Origin of the sequence: Lelliottia sp. 489 (assembly GCF_050435885.1) — a bacterium.
Classification (GTDB): Bacteria; Pseudomonadota; Gammaproteobacteria; order Enterobacterales; family Enterobacteriaceae; genus Enterobacter; species Enterobacter nimipressuralis.
In genome coordinates this window covers 244,191-263,246 of the sequence record NZ_JBNDLC010000001.1, presented here as the reverse complement: position 1 = coordinate 263,246, position 19,056 = coordinate 244,191, and the positions used below count along the sequence as shown (strand labels likewise).

Annotated in this window: 12 protein-coding genes and 1 other RNA gene; 7 read left to right on the top strand and 6 right to left on the bottom strand. The window is 56.9% G+C overall.

The genetic code is table 11. The features are described 5' to 3' along the window. The first annotated feature begins 205 nt into the window (after window positions 1–205). Window positions 206–2,356 (top strand): formate dehydrogenase subunit alpha, encoded by a 2,151-nt coding sequence (gene fdhF / locus ABIE11_RS01345; protein WP_429183638.1) that lies wholly within the window; start codon window positions 206–208, stop codon window positions 2,354–2,356. A 68-nt stretch (window positions 2,357–2,424) separates the two neighbouring features. Here fdhF and ABIE11_RS01340 read toward each other — a convergent pair whose 3' ends face one another. The 3 genes from ABIE11_RS01340 to ydiJ form a co-directional block, all read right to left on the bottom strand. After that, window positions 2,425–2,619 (bottom strand): YdiH family protein, encoded by a 195-nt coding sequence (locus ABIE11_RS01340; protein WP_100780454.1) that lies wholly within the window; start codon window positions 2,617–2,619, stop codon window positions 2,425–2,427. Between the two features lie 94 nt (window positions 2,620–2,713). Beyond that, window positions 2,714–3,124, bottom strand: coding sequence for a 1,4-dihydroxy-2-naphthoyl-CoA hydrolase (menI, locus tag ABIE11_RS01335; RefSeq protein WP_429183636.1), 411 nt, complete (start codon window positions 3,122–3,124; stop codon window positions 2,714–2,716). Beyond that, window positions 3,121–6,177 (bottom strand): D-2-hydroxyglutarate dehydrogenase YdiJ, encoded by a 3,057-nt coding sequence (gene ydiJ, locus ABIE11_RS01330; protein ID WP_429183634.1) that lies wholly within the window; start codon window positions 6,175–6,177, stop codon window positions 3,121–3,123. Before ydiJ ends, menI begins: the two co-directional genes overlap by 4 nt. Before the next feature lie 254 nt (window positions 6,178–6,431). Here ydiJ and ydiK point away from each other — a divergent pair, with 254 nt between their 5' ends. Further along, the gene (gene ydiK / locus ABIE11_RS01325; RefSeq protein WP_100780457.1) at window positions 6,432–7,547 is read left to right on the top strand and encodes an AI-2E family transporter YdiK; all 1,116 of its coding nucleotides are present in this window, start codon (window positions 6,432–6,434) and stop codon (window positions 7,545–7,547) included. Between the two features lie 176 nt (window positions 7,548–7,723). Continuing rightward, window positions 7,724–7,831: antisense sRNA RprA (gene rprA / locus ABIE11_RS01320), an RNA gene on the top strand. Between the two features lie 17 nt (window positions 7,832–7,848). Here rprA and ABIE11_RS01315 read toward each other — a convergent pair. From ABIE11_RS01315 to ppsA, 3 genes are all read right to left on the bottom strand, one after another. After that, window positions 7,849–10,224 carry a glycoside hydrolase family 3 N-terminal domain-containing protein gene (locus tag ABIE11_RS01315; RefSeq protein ID WP_429183632.1) on the bottom strand — a complete coding sequence of 792 codons (2,376 nt, stop codon included), beginning with the start codon at window positions 10,222–10,224 and terminating at the stop codon, window positions 7,849–7,851. Window positions 10,225–10,227: 3 nt separating this feature from the next. Further along, window positions 10,228–11,628 carry an MFS transporter gene (locus ABIE11_RS01310; RefSeq protein WP_429183631.1) on the bottom strand — a complete coding sequence of 467 codons (1,401 nt, stop codon included), beginning with the start codon at window positions 11,626–11,628 and terminating at the stop codon, window positions 10,228–10,230. A gap of 225 nt (window positions 11,629–11,853) precedes the next feature. Beyond that, window positions 11,854–14,232: a phosphoenolpyruvate synthase gene (gene ppsA / locus ABIE11_RS01305; RefSeq protein ID WP_429183629.1), complete on the bottom strand. Its 2,379-nt coding sequence runs from the start codon at window positions 14,230–14,232 to the stop codon at window positions 11,854–11,856. A gap of 335 nt (window positions 14,233–14,567) precedes the next feature. On the opposite strand from ppsA, the gene ppsR reads away from it, so the two are divergent. The 4 genes from ppsR to ABIE11_RS01285 all read left to right on the top strand — a co-directional run bounded on the left by ppsR (window position 14,568) and on the right by ABIE11_RS01285 (window position 19,034). Continuing rightward, window positions 14,568–15,401: a posphoenolpyruvate synthetase regulatory kinase/phosphorylase PpsR gene (gene ppsR / locus ABIE11_RS01300; RefSeq protein WP_100780461.1), complete on the top strand. Its 834-nt coding sequence runs from the start codon at window positions 14,568–14,570 to the stop codon at window positions 15,399–15,401. Between the two features lie 152 nt (window positions 15,402–15,553). Next, a complete protein-coding gene (gene aroH / locus ABIE11_RS01295; protein WP_429183628.1) occupies window positions 15,554–16,600 on the top strand; it encodes a 3-deoxy-7-phosphoheptulonate synthase AroH in 1,047 nt (348 codons plus the stop codon). Window positions 16,601–16,780: 180 nt separating this feature from the next. Then, on the top strand, window positions 16,781–16,969 hold the full coding sequence (gene hemP / locus ABIE11_RS01290; protein WP_100780463.1) for a hemin uptake protein HemP: 189 nt from the start codon (window positions 16,781–16,783) through the stop codon (window positions 16,967–16,969). Window positions 16,970–17,048: 79 nt separating this feature from the next. Next, window positions 17,049–19,034, top strand: coding sequence for a TonB-dependent hemoglobin/transferrin/lactoferrin family receptor (locus ABIE11_RS01285; RefSeq protein WP_102103522.1), 1,986 nt, complete (start codon window positions 17,049–17,051; stop codon window positions 19,032–19,034). The last annotated feature ends 22 nt before the right edge of the window (window positions 19,035–19,056 follow it).

Sequence of the window (19,056 nt, the reverse complement as noted above, 5' to 3'; positions counted from 1 at the left end):
TTTTCTTTTGTCGACACTTTTGTCGAATGTCATGTCGAGCCAGGCGCTCAAAACCAAACAACTCCTGTTAAATCAATGAAATGAAATCTGGCACAGAACCTGCTTAGCAGGAATGTCAGATGACGCACATTCAACATATTGAATCGCATGATGTATTGCGGACCTCCGCAATACCTTAATTCATTTCTTAACAGGTCTGTTATTGATGAAAAAAATCGCAAGCGTCTGCCCCTACTGTGGCGCAGGCTGTAAATTAAATCTCGTTGTAGAAAGCAACCGTATCCTCCGTGCCGAAGCCGCTGAAGGCGTCACCAACCAGGGCACCCTGTGCCTGAAAGGCTTTTACGGCTGGGACTTTCTCAACGATACCCGTCTGCTCACCCCCCGCCTCACCCAGCCGATGATCCGCTATAACAAAGGAGACAAATTCACCCCTGTCACCTGGGAAGAGGCGATCCGCTACACCGCCAGCAAACTGAAAGCCATCAAAGAGCAGCACGGCCCACGCGCGATCATGACGACCGGATCGTCACGCGGTACCGGCAACGAAACCAACTACGTGATGCAGAAGTTTGCGCGCGGTGTGCTTAACACCAATAACGTGGACTGCTGCGCCCGCGTCTGCCACGGCCCGTCAGTGGCCGGTTTGCAGGAGACGCTCGGCAACGGCGCAATGAGTAACTCCATAAACGATATCGAGAACTCAACATGTCTGCTGGTGTTCGGCTATAACTGCGCCGATTCGCACCCGATCGTCGCCCGTCGGGTGCTCAAAGCCCGACAAAACGGTGCCAAAATCATCGTCTGCGATCCGCGTCGCATTGAAACTGCGCGCATCGCCGATCAGCATTTGCAGCTCAACAACGGCAGCAATATGGCGCTGGTCAATGCCTTTGGCTACGTTCTGCTCGAAGAGGAGTTGTACGACAAAAACTACGTCGCGCGCTTCACCGATGGCCTCGACGCCTATCGTAAAATCGTTGCGGATTACGCGCCTGAGAAGGTCGAACATCTGACCGGCATCCCGGCGCGCGACGTGCGTCATGCGATGCGCACCTTCGCCGCCGCGCCGTCTGCCACGGTGATGTGGGGCATGGGCGTGACCCAGTTCGGCCAGGCCGTGGATGTGGTGAAAGGCCTGTCGAGCCTGGCGCTGCTGACCGGCAATCTCGGCCGCCCTGCCGTCGGCGTTGGTCCGGTTCGCGGGCAAAACAACGTACAGGGCGCGTGCGATATGGGCGTGCTGCCGAACATGTTCCCTGGCTATCAGGACGTGACGGATGCCGCCGTTCGCGCGAAGTTTGCTGACGCCTGGGGGATTGACGTTAACACCATGGACGATCAGGTCGGCACACGCATCACCGAAGTGCCGCACCTGGCGCTGGAAGGCAAAATCAAAGCCTACTACATCATGGGGGAAGACCCGCTCCAGACCGAAGCGGATCTGGGCCTGGTGCGTCGCGGCTTTGAGGCGCTCGATTTCGTGGTGGTGCAGGACATCTTCATGACCAAAACCGCCGAAGTCGCCGATGTACTGTTGCCGGCGACCTCCTGGGGTGAGCACGGCGGCGTGTTTACCTGTGCAGACCGCGGCTTCCAGCGCTTCGGTAAAGCAATCGAGGCCAGCGGCAACGTGAAACGCGACTGGGAGATCATCAGCCTGCTTGCCAGCGCGATGGGCTATCCAATGCATTACGACTCCAACCAGCAGATTTGGGACGAAATGCGCGAACTCTGCCCGCTGTTCTTCGGCGTCACCTACGAAAAAATGGGTGAGATGGGCCACGTGCAATGGCCATGTCCGACGCTGGATCACCCCGGCACGCCCTACCTGTACAAAGACAATCAGTTCGATACGCCCAACGGTAAAGGCCAACTGTTTGCCGCTCCGTGGCGCGCGCCTGCTGAAGTGCCGGATGCAGACTATCCGTTAGTGCTGTGTACGGTGCGCGAAGTCGGCCACTACTCCTGCCGTTCGATGACCGGCAACTGCGCCGCGCTGCAAAGCCTGGCCGATGAACCGGGACGGGTGCAGATGAATCCGGCGGATGCCGACGCGCTGGGGGTAAGAGACGGACAGCTGGTGTGGGTGCGTTCGCGTCGCGGGAAAGTGATCACCCGGGCGAACGCCAGCGAGCGCATTAATCCGGGCGCGGTGTACATGACTTACCAGTGGTGGATCGGAGCCTGTAACGAACTGACTCAGGATAATCTGGACCCGACGTCGAAAACGCCGGAAACCAAGTACTGCGCGGTTAAACTGGAGGCCATCGACGATCAGCGCTGGGCGGAAGATTATGCCGCCTCTGCCTATCAGTCGATGAAAACCCGGCTGATTGACGCGGTGAACGTTTAGCCACCCGATCGCTTAACGGATAAAAACAAAAAAGGCCGCATGAGCGGCCTTTTAAACAAGCGGGAGTATTAATGGACGTGAACGCCTAACCGCCAGGCAAAGTAGATCTCTTCTTTCAGTTCGTTTGAAGAGAGCGCGAGCAGGTCGGCAAACTCCAGTTCAAGCTGTTTCAGCTTTTTCAGGTACTGCGCCGGGGACAGGTTGCTCTTATCGCGACGTAAAAACTCTACTGCCAGTTGGGTGGGGCTCATTTCGGTATCCATAACATCCTCTCTATGTACAAAACCTGACCAGTATAGCACGTCTGACTGACCAATTTTTGACCAAAAACAATTCCTCAAGGATGTTTACCTTTATTTAAACCACCGCTGTCGTCAGACGCGACGAACAGCACAGCCTCTCCTGCTCGTCGAAAATATCGATATGCCACACCTGATGACGACCGCCCGCATGGAGCGCGCGACAGACGCCGCGCACGCGCCCGCTGCGTACGGAGCGAATGTGGTTGGCATTCACTTCCAGCCCCACCACCTTTTGCTCCCCGTCGGTACAGAGGTAACCCGCCACCGATCCCAGCGTCTCCGCCAGCACCACGGACGCGCCGCCGTGCAGCAGGCCAAACGGCTGATGCGTGCGGCTGTCCACCGGCATGGTGGCTTCAAGGATGTCTTCGCCGATACGGGTAAACTGAATATCGAGCAGCCCGACCATATTCCCTTCGCCCATGGCATTGAGCACCTCAAGCGTCACGGTACGTTTCCAGATCATCCCATAATCTCCAGTAAAGCCTGCAATGGATGGCGAACGCCGCTTCCTTCAACGCGTTTCACCTGGCTGCGACAGGAGTAACCCGTCGCCAGACAGCGATTTCGCGGCAAACGCTGCATGGCCTGATGCCATGACAATTCGTAGATCCCCAGCGAATTCGCGTGGTTTTTCACTTCGTGGCCGTAGGTCCCGGCCATCCCGCAGCAGCCGACGCTGACGTTTTCCAGCTTCGCGCCAAAGCGGGCAAAAATAGAGGCCCATTGCGCAGGCGCACCCGGCAGCGCGGTCACTTCCGTGCAGTGTCCAAAGAGATACCAGGCTTCACCACTGACCTCTTTTGTCTCGGCAGAGTGCAGCGCCGCATGCAGCCATTCATGCACCAGCATAACGCTGAAATCCCCGCGCTTGTCGCCCAGAGTCTGTTTGTACTCGTCGCGATAACAGAGCACCAGCGCCGGATCGACGCCCACCATCGGCATGCCCAGCTGCGCGATACGGTTCAAAAAGTCCGACGTTTTCTGCGCCGTTTTCGCAAAGCGCGTCAGGAACCCTTTAATGTGCTGCGCTTTACCGTTCGGCGAGAATGGCAGCACCACCGGCTGATAGCCGACGCGCTCCACCAGCCGCACGAAATCGGCCACCACCTGCGCTTCGTAGTAGCTGGTAAACGGGTCCTGCACCACCAGCACGGTTTTCGCTTTTTGCTCGTCGCTCAGGGCCTCCAGCTGTTCCAGCGTCATATTGGCCGAACGGTGGCCCACCAGCTGGCGTTGCAGAGAAGGCGTGGAGAGCAGCGGCAGATCGACCATGCCGATATGTTTTTCGGAAAGTTTGCGTACCAGCGGCTGATTGATAAAGAAGTTGAACGTCTTCGGCGCGCGCGCCATCAGCGGGGCGTAGCTTTCGACCGTCGCCACCAGGTGATCGCGCACCGGGCGCAGATAGCGGGAGTGATACAGCTGCAGGAAGCGCGAGCGGAACTCCGGCACGTCGATCTTGATCGGACATTGCGTCGAGCACGCTTTACAGGCCAGGCAGCCGGACATCGCCTCTTTCACTTCATGGGAAAAATCATACTCGCCCTTACTGGCGTGCCAGCTGTTCCTGGAACGCTCAATCAGCGTGCGCAGGCTGGCGCGTTTTTCCGGTAGATCGCTTTCGAGTTTCAGCGGGTCCACGCCGCGATCGGCCAGCAATCGCAGCCACTCGCGCACCAGCGTCGCTCGCCCTTTCGGGGAATGAATGCGGTTGCTGGTGATTTTCATCGACGGGCACATCGGGCTTTTCACGTCGAAGTTAAAGCACAGACCGTTGCCGTTACACTCCATCGCCCCGCGCCAGGAGGAACGCACCGCGATCGGGATCTGGCGGTCATACGTGCCGCGCTTCACCGCGTCGACCTGCATCATCGGATCGTCCACACCCGCAGGCGGACAGATTTTGCCTGGGTTCAGGCGGTTATTCGGGTCAAACGCCGCTTTGATTTTGCGCAGTTCGCCGTACAGCTGCTCGCCGAAGAACGCCGGGCTGTACTGGGCGCGGAAACCTTTTCCGTGCTCGCCCCACAGCAGGCCGCCGTATTTTGCCGTCAGCGCGACCACGTCGTCGGAGATCTGCTTCATCAGCATCTCCTGCTGCGGGTCGCACATATCCAGCGCCGGACGCACGTGCAGCACACCGGCATCCACGTGACCAAACATGCCATAGCTCAGGCCGTGGCTGTCGAGTAACGCGCGGAACTCCACAATGTAATCCGCCAGATGTTCCGGCGGCACGCAGGTATCTTCCGCAAACGGAATCGGTTTGGCCGCACCTTTCGCATTCCCCAGCAGGCCGACCGCTTTTTTACGCATCGCGTAAATGCGCTCAATGCCCGCGAGATCGTTGCACAACTGCCAGCCAATCACGCCGCCCTCGCCCTGCGCGATCAGTTCGTCGAGTCGGGTACAGAGCGTCTGCACCTGTGAGTCGATAAGCTCCGCATCATCGCCAGCAAATTCAACAATGTTCAGGCCCAGCATCTCTTTGTCAGGCACATCGGTGATCAGCTCGCTGACCGAGTGCCAGACGATATCTTCCCGCGCCAGATTGAGCACTTTCGAGTCGACGGTTTCCACCGACAGCGCGCGCGCCTCGACCATAAAGGGCGCGTTGCGCAGCGCCGCATCGAAGGAGTTGTATTTGACGTTCACCAGGCGGCGCACCTTCGGCAGCCGGGTGATATCCAGACGGGCTTCGGTGATAAAGGCCAGGGTGCCTTCCGAGCCGGTCAGAATACGGGTGAGATCGAACTCGCTCAGATCGTCATTAAAGACATGACGCAGATCGTAGCCCGTCAGAAAGCGGTTCAGTTTCGGGAATTTATCGACAATCAGCTGGCGGTTATCGCGACAGCTTTCGAGCACGCTGCGATAAATGCGCCCGACCGCCGTGTTGTCCTGCCCGAGGGTTTCAGCCAGCTGCACCGGAATCGCCTGGGTGTCGAGAATGTCCCCGCCCAGCAGCACCGCGCGCACGCCCAGAACGTGATCGGAGGTTTTACCGTAAACCAGTGACCCCTGGCCGGAGGCATCCGTATTGATCATCCCGCCCAGCGTGGCGCGGTTGCTGGTGGATAATTCCGGAGCAAAGAAGTAGCCGTAGGGTTTCAGGAACTGATTGAGCTGATCTTTAATCACCCCCGCTTCGACGCGCACCCAGCCCTCTTCCGGGTTGATCTCAATGATACGGTTCATATAGCGCGACATATCAATGATAATGCCCTGATTCAGGGCCTGACCATTGGTGCCTGTCCCGCCACCGCGCGGGGTGAAGACCAGCGACGCAAAACGCTCCTGCGCGGCCAGACGGGAAAGCAACGCCACATCGGCGGTGGAACGGGGGAAAACGACGGCATCGGGAAGTAACTGATAGATACTGTTGTCGGTCGCCATCGTCAGCCTGTCGGCATAGTTAGTGGCGGTATCACCTGTAAAACCCTGTTGCTCCAGTGCTTGCAAATAAGTCAGCACCAGCTGAACGACGCCCGGTGCCTGAGAAATCAATGGGATCATTACGGAAGACCCTAAATAGTGTTGTTGCCCTCTCGATAATCCGCGATGCGACAAGGCCGCAAGTGCGCGAATTATGACGGGGATAATCGTTTGCGTTGTGTTTGAATTGTTGTATCACATTTTTTTCTTATACGCCCATCAGTTTTACGGGCAGAATTCGCCTGTCAAAAATCGCTGAAATCACTAATGATTAAGGGATGCGATTTTCTGTTTCGGCCAGCCGGTCTGGTCTTCATGAAAGGTAAATTTCATTTATGGTCACTTCTCGTCAGCCCAGGGACGTTGCGCAAATACTGCTGTCGGTGCTGTTTTTAGCCATCATAATTGTTGCGTGTCTATGGATAGTTCGCCCCTTCGTCCTCGGTTTTGCGTGGGCAGGTACGGTGGTCGTTGCCACCTGGCCACTGTTATTACGTCTGCAGAAACTGTTTTTTGGTCGTCGTACTCCCGCCGTTCTGGTAATGACGCTGCTGCTGTTTCTGGTCTTTATCATTCCGATTGCGCTCCTGATTAACAGCCTTGTCGATACCAGCGGGCCGGTGATTCGTGGGATCACCAGCGGTGAGATGACCGTGCCGGATCTGGCGTGGCTTAACAGCATTCCGTTGGTCGGCGCGAAGCTCTACAGCGGCTGGCACAGTCTGCTGGAGATGGGCGGCAGCGCGATCATGGCGAAGGTTCGGCCATATGTCGGCACCACGACCACCTGGTTTATCGCCCAGGCGGCCAATATCGGCCACTTTATGATGCACTGTACCCTGATGCTGCTTTTCAGCGCCCTGCTCTACTGGCGCGGTGAACAGGTGGCACAGGGCGTACGTCATTTTGCGACCCGTCTCGCAGGGACACGCGGTGACGCGGCGGTGCTGCTGGCAGCCCAGGCGGTTCGTGCGGTGGCGTTGGGTGTGGTTGTTACGGCGCTTGTGCAGGCGCTTCTCGGCGGGATTGGTCTGGCGATAAGCGGCGTGCCGTACGCGACCATTTTAACCGTCATCATGATCCTCACCTGTCTGGTCCAGCTTGGTCCGTTGCTGGTGCTGGTCCCTTGCATTATCTGGCTCTACTGGAGCGGTGATACTACCTGGGGTACGGTACTGCTGGTGTGGAGCTGCGTGGTGGGCACCATGGATAACGTCATCCGTCCGATGCTTATTCGTATGGGCGCGGATTTGCCGTTGATTCTGATCCTCTCCGGCGTCATCGGCGGGTTGATTGCCTTTGGGATGATTGGGCTGTTTATTGGCCCTGTGCTGCTGGCTGTGACCTGGCGTCTCTTCTCCGCATGGGTGCATGAAATTCCACCGCCAGGTACCGACCCTGAAGTGGCGCTGCATAATCTCGAAGAACTTGACGGCAAGAACAACCCGTAATGTATCGTCAGGCGAGGTCACTCGCCTGACACTTAAGCATACCTAATCTTTATTAAGACTTTTCTCAGGTTCAACCCGCTACGTCTGGTCTCGCCCCGCGCTAAATCTTCATAGTTCTTAAACTATTGAGACGAATCTGATCGACGCTAAAACGTCGCATGTCCTACTATTAAGTCACGGTTATGAATCAACGCATTGATTTATAAGCATGGAAATCCCCTGAGTGAAACAACGAATTGCTGTGTGTAGTCTTTGCCCATCTCCCACGATGGGCTTTTTTTTGTCCTGCTTACGCTCGTTTTTACGCTCGTTCGATTTCACACGAACTCAGCATCCGCCACTTCTCCGGCAGTACCCGCGTCTCGCCAGTGACATTTACCGTCACCGCAGCGCGAATATCCGCTGAGGACAGCCCGACCTGCAGCTCAAACTCGCCTGGCTCTACCACTCTTTTACCGTCGCGGCGGGTGAAATTAAACATATCCACCGGCAGGCTGAAGGTGAGCGTCGCCTTTTCGCCCGGTGAGAGCGTGACGCGCTGGAAGGCTTTAAGCTCCTGCAACGGTCGCACCATCGAGGCCACGCGGTCGCGCACATAGACCTGCACCACTTCGCTGCCGCTACGCTCGCCGCTGTTTTGCACCGTCACGCTCAGCATCACCTCGCCCTCGACCGGGACAGACGTTTTCGCTAAACGCAGTGCATCGCAGGAAAATGTCGTCCAGCCGAGACCAAAACCGAAGGGATAGCGTGAGCCAAAGTGGAAGGCGAACGGCGTACCGCCGCTTTTCAGCTTGTGATTGTAATAGTACGGCATCGCACCCGCACTTTTCGGCACACTCACCACCAGCCGTCCCTGCGGTTCCGCGCGCCCGGTCAGCACATCGGCTATCGCCCAGCCGCCCTCCTGTCCTGGTGCCCAGGCCAGCAGCAGCGCCGCGACCTTATCTTCCAGCCCCTGCAGGTTGTACGGACGTCCGCCCGTCATCACCACCACGACCGGCTTACCGGTTTCCACCAGCGCTTCCAACAGTTGTTGCTGCACGCCGGGCAGGTTCAGGCTGTCGGTGTCGGAGCCTTCACCCACGGTACCGCTCTGGAATAATCCCGCCAGATCGCCCACGCAGGCGATGACGATATCGCTGTCCTGCGCCGCCCGCACCGCCTCTGGAATCAGACGGGTATCGAATGACACCGGCGATTGCTGCATCGGTTTGCCGCCACTGTCGCCAGGAAATACCGGCGCGCCCGCCATGCGGTGCTCAATGATGTGGCAGCCTTTGGCGTAACGCACCTGGGCATCGCCCAGATAGTGTTTCAGCGCGGCAAGCGGTGTGGTTACCTGCGACGTCTCTTCCACCATATCGCTGATGATCAGATGCACCGGGAAGCTGTAGCCGCTCAGCAGCGCCAGCGGATCGTCTGCGGTTGGCCCTACCACTGCCACACGCGGTTTACCCGCAAGCGGCAGTATGCCGTTGTTCTCCAGCAGCGTCAGCGAACGGGTTGCCACGTCGCGCGCCACCTGTCGGGTTTGCGCATTTTGCAGATCGATATTCTCTTCGCGCGCATACGGCTGCTCAAACAGACCGAGGCGGAATTTTTCGCTCAGCACGCGCGCGACAATTTCATCGATCTTATCCATCGAAATCAGCCCACGCTTCACGGCTTCCGCCAGATTACGGGCGCAGTCGTCTTTCGGCAGCTCGACGTCCAGCCCGGCGTTGAACGCCAGCGCCGCAGACTCCGCCGCATCGTGGGAAATGCCATGATGCTGATGCAACAGGCTGACACCGCCGTAGTCGGCCACCACAATCCCGTCGAATCCCCACTGCTCGCGCAGCACCGTGGTGAGCAAGAAGGCGTCGCTGTGGCCGGGCTGATTGTCGATATCATGATAGGCCGGCATCACGGAACCGGCGTTGGCCAGTTTGACCGCCATTTCAAACGGCAGCAGGAACGTATCATTCAGCTCGCAAAAACCGAGATGCACCGGGGCATGGTTACGCGCCCCCTCGCTGAAAGAGTGGCCGACATAGTGTTTAAGGGTCGCCAGCAGATCGCGTTTTTCGCCCTGCAATCCGTCGACATACGCGGTCGCCATGACCCCCACCAGCCACGGATCTTCACCGAAGGTCTCTTCGGTACGCCCCCAGCGCACGTCGCGAGAGACATCCAGCACCGGGGCCAGCCCCTGCTGACAGCCCACCGAGCGGGCCTCTGCGCCGATCTGCAGTGCCGCACGTTTGACCAGCGCCGGGTCCCAGGTCGAACCGTAGTTGAGGGAGGACGGAAACAGCGTCGCGTCTTTGCACAGCAGGCCGACCAGGCACTCCTCATGGAACAGCGCGGGGATACCCAGCCGGGTCTCTTCCATCATCATCCGCTGCAGACGGTTTGCCGCGCGCACGCCGGTGTGCGCATCCACAATGTGCGTCCCCAGCGGACGGGTAATTTGCCCGACGCCCAGTTTGAGCCGCTCGCTCAACGCCGCCTGTTCGCTCACGCCTGCAAATTCGTCGCTAAGATCGCTGCGCTCTCGGTGATTGCCGCCCTCATCCAGAACCAGCCAGTAGGCATGCATCTGCGCGAATTTCTCTTCCGGGGTCATACGTGCCAGCAGATCGGCGACACGCTCGTGCACGGGATATCCCGCATCCTTGTAGATGGCAGTCATGTTTTACTCCTGTGTAGCAGAATGAAATGCCGGGCTGGTCTGCCCCGCATCAGTACGCGCTTCGCGCTTGCGGGCAAGCTCTTGTGCAATGGAATCCACCAGGCGGCTGTTCAGTTTGTAAATGGCGAGCAGCACCACCATGGCGATAAACAGCACGCAGGGGATCAGAGTGAACAGCGCGTTAATCGTGGTCAGTACCTGCGGGCTTTGAATTGCCTGCCCCGGGACATAACTCACGATTCCCAGTACCCAACCAACCACCGCGCCGCCGAGGGCGAGGCCGAATTTAATGGCGAACAGCGCAGTGGAAAAGACCAGCCCGTCCAGACGGCGGCCACTGCGGTGCTCTTCGTAATCCACCACATCCGAGAACATGGTCCACTGCAGCGGCGTGGTGAGGTTCTGGATAAAGCTAAAGATGATGTTCAGGCCGAAAATCAGCCAGATTTGCGTCGGCGGCAGGAAGAAAATCATCGCGCCAAATATCACGAAGGAAATAATCGTCCACTGATAGGCACGCACCCGGTCAAATTTACCCAATAACCGTTCAGATAATAAGGCTCCGCTTAAAGAGGCCACCATTCCGGAAACGATAAAGGCAAAGACTAAATCCGGGCGCAGCAGCACATAATTGACGTAATACATCGTGGCGGAGCCGCGTGTGACGACTGCCGTCAGCAGTAAAATATTAAACACAAAAACAATGCGCCATTGGCTGTTGGCGGCCAGTAATTTTAAATCCGTGATCATCGAGCCGGAGGTATCATTACGCGGAGAATAACGCTCGCGGGTCATAAAGAAGCAGATGAAGAATAAGATAATGCCTAACAGCCCCATCAGACTCATGGCATAGAAATAGCCTTTCTGCACATTTCCCTGGCCTAAATGGGAGACCAGCGGCAGGGCGATGACCGTAACAATCAGGCCGCCAATAAAGGACAGTCCAAAACGCCAGGATTGCAGGGAATGGCGCTCACGCGGGTCCATCGTCAGGGCACCCGGCATCGCGCAGTACGGCACATTAATCGCGGAATAGATCAGGCTCAGCAAGGTGTAAGTCACGCAAGCATAGGCAATTTTCGCCGTTGGCCCGACATCGGGGACATAAAAAGTAATCAGACAGCTTACGCCAAACGGAATGGCGAACCACAGCAGCCACGGACGGAAACGCCCGTGCCGGGTCTGGGTGCGATCCACCAGCGCGCCAATGCACGGGTCGACAAAGGCATCCACCACGCGCACCACCAGAAACATGGTACCCATGATCGCGGCGGGCAGGCCAAATACATCCGTATAGAAATATGCCAGAAATAAGGTGGCCGTTTGCCAGACCAGCGCGCTGGCCATATCACCCAGGCCGTAACCTATTTTATCTTTGGTACGTAATACAGAGGAGATTGTCATTGTTAATTGCCTTTTATCGGTTAAAACGTATTTCAACCAGTTGCGCAAGATGTAGGGTAATGCGCAGTAAGGCTCAATTATTAGCAGCGCTTCGCTGGCTAACAATTGTAGAAATTAACAGACTGATTACGATATTTGGTTAATTGCGCTAAGTGTGACGGGGAGCATAGTGGGGAAAATTATGTCGCCGTCCCTTTAAGAATAAAAGGGACGGCGCGATCAATACTACTTATTCAGTTCAGCCAGGCTCAGCCAGGTTTGCACCACGGTGTCCGGGTTCAGGGACAGGCTATCGATCCCCTCTTCCATCAGCCATGCGGCAAAGTCGTCGTGGTCCGATGGACCCTGGCCACAAATCCCGACGTATTTGCCCTGTTTCTTCGCGGCGCGGATGGACATCGACAGCAGCGCTTTCACCGCTTCGTTACGTTCATCGAACAGCTCAGACACCACGCCGGAGTCGCGGTCCAGACCCAGCGTCAGCTGCGTCATATCGTTAGAGCCGATAGAGAAGCCGTCGAAGTGTTCCAGGAACTGCTCTGCCAACAGGGCGTTAGACGGGATTTCGCACATCATAATGATCTTCAGCCCGTTCTCGCCCCGCTTGAGACCCTGACGCGCCAGCTCTTCGACTACCGCTTTCGCCTGATCCACGGTACGCACGAACGGGATCATGATTTCGACGTTAGTCAGACCCATTTCGTTGCGCACGCGTTTCACCGCGTCACATTCAAGGGCGAAGCAGTCGCGGAAGCTGTCCGCCACGTAGCGACCCGCGCCACGGAAGCCGAGCATAGGGTTCTCTTCTTCCGGTTCGTAGCGCTCGCCGCCCACCAGGTTGGCGTATTCGTTGGACTTAAAGTCCGACAGACGCACGATCACCCGCTTCGGATAGAATGCCGCACCCAGGGTGGCAATACCTTCCGTCAGACGTCCGACGTAGAACTCTTTCGGTGAGTCGTAGCCCTTCATCATCTCGCGGATTTCGTTTTGCAGCTGAGGCGTCTGGTCGTCAAACTCCAGCAGTGCGCGCGGGTGCACGCCGATCATGCGGTTAATAATAAATTCCAGACGCGCCAGGCCGACGCCTTCGTTCGGCAGACAGGCGAAATCGAATGCACGATCCGGGTTGCCGACGTTCATCATGATTTTCAGCGGCAGATCCGGCATGGTATCGACGCTGGAGCTTTTCACGCTGAAGTCGAGAATATCGGCATAAACGTAGCCGGTGTCGCCTTCAGCACAGGAGACGGTGACTTTCTCATCGTCTTTCATGCGTTCGGTGGCATCACCGCAGCCGACAACCGCCGGAATGCCCAGCTCGCGGGCGATGATCGCCGCGTGGCAGGTACGGCCACCACGGTTGGTCACGATCGCCGCCGCTTTCTTCATGATCGGTTCCCAGTCCGGGTCGGTCATGTCTGTTACCAGCACATCACCCGGCTGAATACGATTCATCTCGCTGATATCGTGGATCACTTTAACCGGGCCGGCACCGATGCGGTGACCAATCGCACGCCCTTCGGCGACAATTTTGCCCTGGGCATGCAGGGTGTAACGTTCCATCACCTGGCCGCGAGAACGCACGGTTTCCGGACGCGCCTGCACGATAAACAGTTTGCCGGTGTGGCCGTCTTTCGCCCATTCGATATCCATCGGACGTGCGTAGTGCTTTTCAATCTGAACGGCCTGTTTCGCCAGCTCCTGGACTTCCGCATCGGTCAGGGAGAAGCGGTCGCGTTGCTCCTGCGGCACGTCCTCGATTTCCACCTGTTTGCCGTGTTCCTGGCTCGGGGCGTAAATCATGCGGATTTTTTTAGAGCCCATGGTGCGGCGCACAATCGACGGACGGTTGGCCGCCAGCGTCGGTTTGTGGACGTAGAATTCGTCAGGGTTAACAGCGCCCTGCACCACCATCTCACCCAGACCCCAGGCGGAGGTGATAAACACCACCTGATCGAAGCCAGATTCCGTATCGATGGAGAACATCACGCCGGAGGAGCCGATGTCGGAGCGCACCATGCGCTGCACGCCCGCAGAGAGCGCGACGCCGCGATGGTCATAGCCCTGATGCACGCGATAGGAGATCGCGCGGTCGTTGAACAGGGAAGCAAAGACATGCTTCACCGCCACCAGCACCGCGTCGTAGCCCTGAACGTTCAGGAAGGTTTCCTGCTGACCGGCAAAAGAGGCGTCCGGCATATCTTCTGCGGTGGCAGAGGAACGCACGGCGAATGAGGCCTGCGCGTCGTCAGCAGAGAGTTGGTTATAAGCATCGTGAATCGCTTTTTCCAGCTCCGGCTGGAAAGGTGTGTCGATAATCCACTGGCGGATCTGCGCACCGGCTTTGGCAAGCGCGGTTACGTCATCAATATCCGTTTGGTCCAGCAGGTCGTAAATGCGCTGGTTAACACCGCTCTGGTCTAAAAAATAGTTAAACGCGTCGGCAGTTGTGGCAAACCCGTTCGGTACGGAAACACCCATACCCGACAGATTTGTAATCATTTCACCCAGGGAGGCATTTTTGCCTCCAACTCTGTCTACATCATTCATGCCGAGTTGGTTATACCAAAGCACCAGCGGTGACGAGCCATTGTTGGACATCGAAACAATCCTTTTGTGATATTTAAACGGAGTAAGTAACGCCTGACTTCGTATTTATACTGGCATATTTATTCCCGGCAAAAAAACGGTGAATCGTGTAAGCACTTTTATTTTTCTGTTTTTCGGACACTTTCCCATCATTCGCTAACCCGATGATTCCTATAGATTCGTGCTAAAACCCTTAAAACAAAGTGACTAATTTAAAAATGAAATCCACTTTTCAGTAAAATCAAAAAAACCGTTTCATTTATAAATCAGACAAGTTCTTTGCTGTGTATTTTACTTTTTTAATTTATGCTTTCAGACAATTACGTACGATATTCAGGGTGGATAAAATGGATAATGCTGTGGATCGCCACGTTTTTTATATTTCTGATGGTACGGCGATCACCGCCGAAGTGCTGGGGCATGCGGTGATGTCGCAATTCCCCGTTGCGATTAACAGCATCACGCTGCCGTTTGTCGAAAACGAGAGCCGCGCAAAAGCGGTGAAAGAGCAGATCGATGCGATTTATCAGCAGACCGGTATTCGTCCGTTAGTTTTCTATTCCATTGTTATCCCCGAAATTCGCACCATTATTTTGCAAAGTGAAGGTTTCTGTCAGGACATCGTGCAGGCGCTGGTCGCTCCGCTGCAAAGCGAGCTAAAACTCGATCCGACACCCGTTGCCCATCGCACCCACGGCCTGAACCCCGGGAATCTGGTGAAGTATGACGCGCGTATCGCCGCCATCGATTACACCCTCGCCCACGACGACGGAATTTCGATGCGCAATCTCGATCAGGCGCAGGTGATTTTGCTCGGCGTGTCGCGCTGCGGCAAAACACCGACCAGCCTCTATCTGGCGCTCCAGTTTGGTATTCGCGCCGCGAACTACCCGTTTATCGCCGATGATATGGATAACCTCGTGCTGCCCGCCGCCCTGAAACCGCTGCAACATAAGCTGTTCGGTTTGACGATAAACCCCGAGCGTCTGGCCGCCATTCGCGAGGAGCGCCGCGAAAACAGCCGTTACGCCTCGATGCGTCAGTGCCGCATGGAGGTCTCCGAAGTGGAAGCGTTGTACCGCAAAAACCAGATCCCATGGCTGAACAGCACCAACTATTCGGTGGAAGAGATCGCCACGAAAATCCTCGACATCATGGGGTTAAACCGTCGCATGTACTAATATGCTAGTACGATGGTTTATTTTCAGTTATCATCGCGTTCACGCTTCGGGGCAGAGTGGCCCCGAACTTGAATTCAGCAGGGATTGGTTTAAGGTGATGCCCATCACTTCCCGGTAGTCTGCCGATGAAGCAAAAAATTCTGAGAACTTCCATGAACAAAACTGACGAACTTCGCACAGCGCGTATCGAAAGTCTGGTGACGCCCGCCGAACTGGCGCAGCGCCATCCTGTCTCCGCAAGCGTGGCGGAACACGTGACAGCGTCACGTCGACGCATTGAAAAAATCCTCAACGGTGAAGACCGCCGTTTACTGGTGATTATTGGTCCCTGCTCCATTCACGATCTTGATGCGGCAATGGAGTACGCTCAGCGCCTGAAAGTGCTGCGCGATAAGCACCAGGATCGCCTTGAAATCGTGATGCGCACCTATTTTGAAAAGCCGCGCACCGTGGTGGGCTGGAAAGGTCTGATCTCCGATCCTGATCTGAACGGCAGCTACCGTGTGAACCACGGTATCGAGCTGGCGCGTAAACTGCTTTTGCAGGTCAACGAGCTGGGCGTGCCGACCGCGACCGAGTTTCTGGATATGGTGACCGGGCAGTTTATCGCCGATCTCATCAGTTGGGGGGCCATCGGGGCTCGTACCACGGAGAGCCAGATCCACCGCGAGATGGCCTCGGCGCTCTCCTGCCCGGTGGGCTTTAAGAATGGCACCGATGGCAATACGCACATCGCGGTAGACGCCATTCGCGCCTCGCGCGCCAGCCATATGTTCCTCTCGCCGGATAAAAACGGCCAGATGACCATCTACCAGACCAGCGGCAACCCGTATGGCCATATCATCATGCGCGGCGGTAAAAAACCGAACTACCACGCGGAAGACATCGCGGCGGCGTGCGATACGCTGCACGAGTTTGATCTGCCTGAGCATCTGGTGGTGGATTTCAGCCACGGCAACTGTCAGAAACAGCATCGTCGCCAGCTGGACGTGTGCGATGAGATTTGCCAGCAGATCCGCAGCGGGTCGACCGCAGTGGCCGGGATTATGGCCGAGAGCTTCCTGAAAGAAGGCACACAGAAGGTGGTGGCCGGTCAGCCGACCGTTTACGGCCAGTCGATTACCGATCCGTGTCTGAGCTGGGAAGATAGCGCGTTGCTGCTGGAAAAACTGGCGGCAGCGGTCGATACCCGGTTCTGATCTCCTGCCCCATTGTGCCGGGTGGCGCTCTGCTTACCCGGCCTCATCTCGTTTCTGCATAACGTCCTCAATCCGCAAGAATTGATCTCGTCACAAAATTTTCACAAAAACGCTTGCCGTGAAATTTCACTTTGTTGATAATGATTATCATTGTTACATTGATTGTTATTTATAAACACTATGTCACGCATTACTAACAGCACGGCAACGCGCGTACAAGAAGACACACAGCCAAAACCTGCTCCCCTGGAACGTCGTATCGACAGCAAGACTCTGCTGGGCGACGAGGGACGGGTCATTATTGAGCATGACGGCCAGCACTATCTGCTGCGCCAGACACATGCCGGAAAACTGATTCTCACTAAATAAACAATGCCCAAACTATTCGCCAGCCACCCAGGTGATCCCCAGGCAGCCAGCGCTTTCGATTTCCAAATGGAGAGTTGCTATGCCATACCTGCATTCCGCGTCTTTGCGCCCCTCGCTGCTGGCGCTGGCCGTTGTCAGTGCCCTGCCGGGCGCTGCGTTTGCCGCCTCAGAAGAGATGACCGTCACCGCCACGGGTAACGCCCGTAGCACCTTTGAAGCGCCAATGATGGTCAGCGTGATCGACGCGACCTCCCCTGATAAACAGACCGCCAGCTCTGCCGCCGACCTGCTGCGCAATGTACCAGGCATTACGCTCGACGGCACAGGGCGCACTAACGGTCAGGACGTGAACCTGCGCGGGTACGATCGCCGTGGCGTGCTGGTGCTGGTAGATGGCGTGCGTCAGGGGACTGACACCGGCCACCTGAACAGCACCTTCCTCGATCCCGCGCTGATCAAACGTATCGAAGTGGTACGCGGCCCGTCCGCCCTGCTTTACGGCAGCGGCGCGATGGGCGGCGTGATCTCCTATGACACCGTCGATGCCAAAGATCTGCTCGAAAACGGTAAAAACAGCGGTTTCCGCGTCTTCGGCACCGGTGCCACGGGCGATCACAGCATTGGCATGGGCGCCAGCGCGTTTGGTCGTACCGATACGCTGGATGGCCTGGTGGCCTGGTCCAGCCGCGATCGCGGGGATTTACGTCAGAGCGACGGGTCCACCGCGCCTAACGACGAATCTATCAACAACATGCTGGCGAAAGGCAGCTGGAAAATCGACAGCGCCCAGACCCTGGGCGGTGCCCTGCGCTACTACAATAACGCCGCGCAGGAGCCTAAAAACCCGCAGACCCTCGATGCGGATGACAGCAGCAACCCGATGACCGACCGTTCCACCATCCAGCGCGACGCCCAGCTCTCATACGCTCTCGCGCCGGAGGGGAACGACTGGCTGAATGCCAACGCGAAAGTGTACTGGTCCGAGGCACGTATTAACGCCCAGAACGTCGACCGCACCGCTGAATTCCGCAAGCAGACGACCAAAGGCGGGAAAGTCGAGAACCGCACGCGCCTGTTCACCGACTCCTTCGCCTCGCATCTGCTGACCTACGGCGGAGAGTATTACCGTCAGGAGCAAAATCCAGGCGGATCTACCACCGGCTTCCCGGACGCGAAAATCGACTTCAGCTCCGGCTGGCTGCAGGACGAAATCACCTTGCGCGACCTGCCGGTGACCCTGCTCGGTGGTACACGCTATGACAACTACCGTGGCAGCAGCGACGGTTACGAAGATGTGGATGCAGATAAATGGTCATCCCGCGCGGGCTTAACCGTGACGCCTGCCGACTGGCTGATGCTGTTCGGCTCCTACGCGCAGGCGTTCCGCGCACCGACGATGGGCGAGATGTATAACGATTCCAAACACTTCTCCATCGGCAGCTTCTACACCAACTACTGGGTGCCGAACCCAAATCTGCGCCCGGAAACCAACGAAACGCAGGAGTACGGTTTTGGCCTGCGCTTTGACGACCTGATGCTTGCCAACGATGAACTGGAGTTCAAAGCCAGCTACTTCGACACCAAGGCGAAAGATTACATCTCCACCACCGTCGACTTTGCGGCTGCCACCACCATGTCCTATAACGTACCCAACGCCAAAATCTGGGGCTGGGACGTGATGGCGAAATACTCGGCTGATCTGTTCAGCCTGGATATGGCCTACAACCGCACGCGCGGGAAAGACACCGATACGGGCGAATACATCTCCAGCATTAACCCGGATACCGTCACCAGCAAACTGAACGTACCGGTGGCGCAAAGCGGCTTCTCCGTGGGCTGGATCGGTACCTTCGTCGATCGCTCCACGCACATCAGCAGCTCATACAGCAAGCAGCCTGGCTACGCGGTGAATGACTTCTACGTCAGCTATCAGGGTCAGGAGCAGTTGAAAGGCGTCACCACCACGCTGGTGCTCGGCAACGCCTTTGACAAAGAGTACTGGTCCCCGCAGGGCATCCCGCAGGATGGACGCAACGGCAAGATTTTCGTCAGTTATCAGTGGTAATCACCTTGCCCCGGCTCGCCGG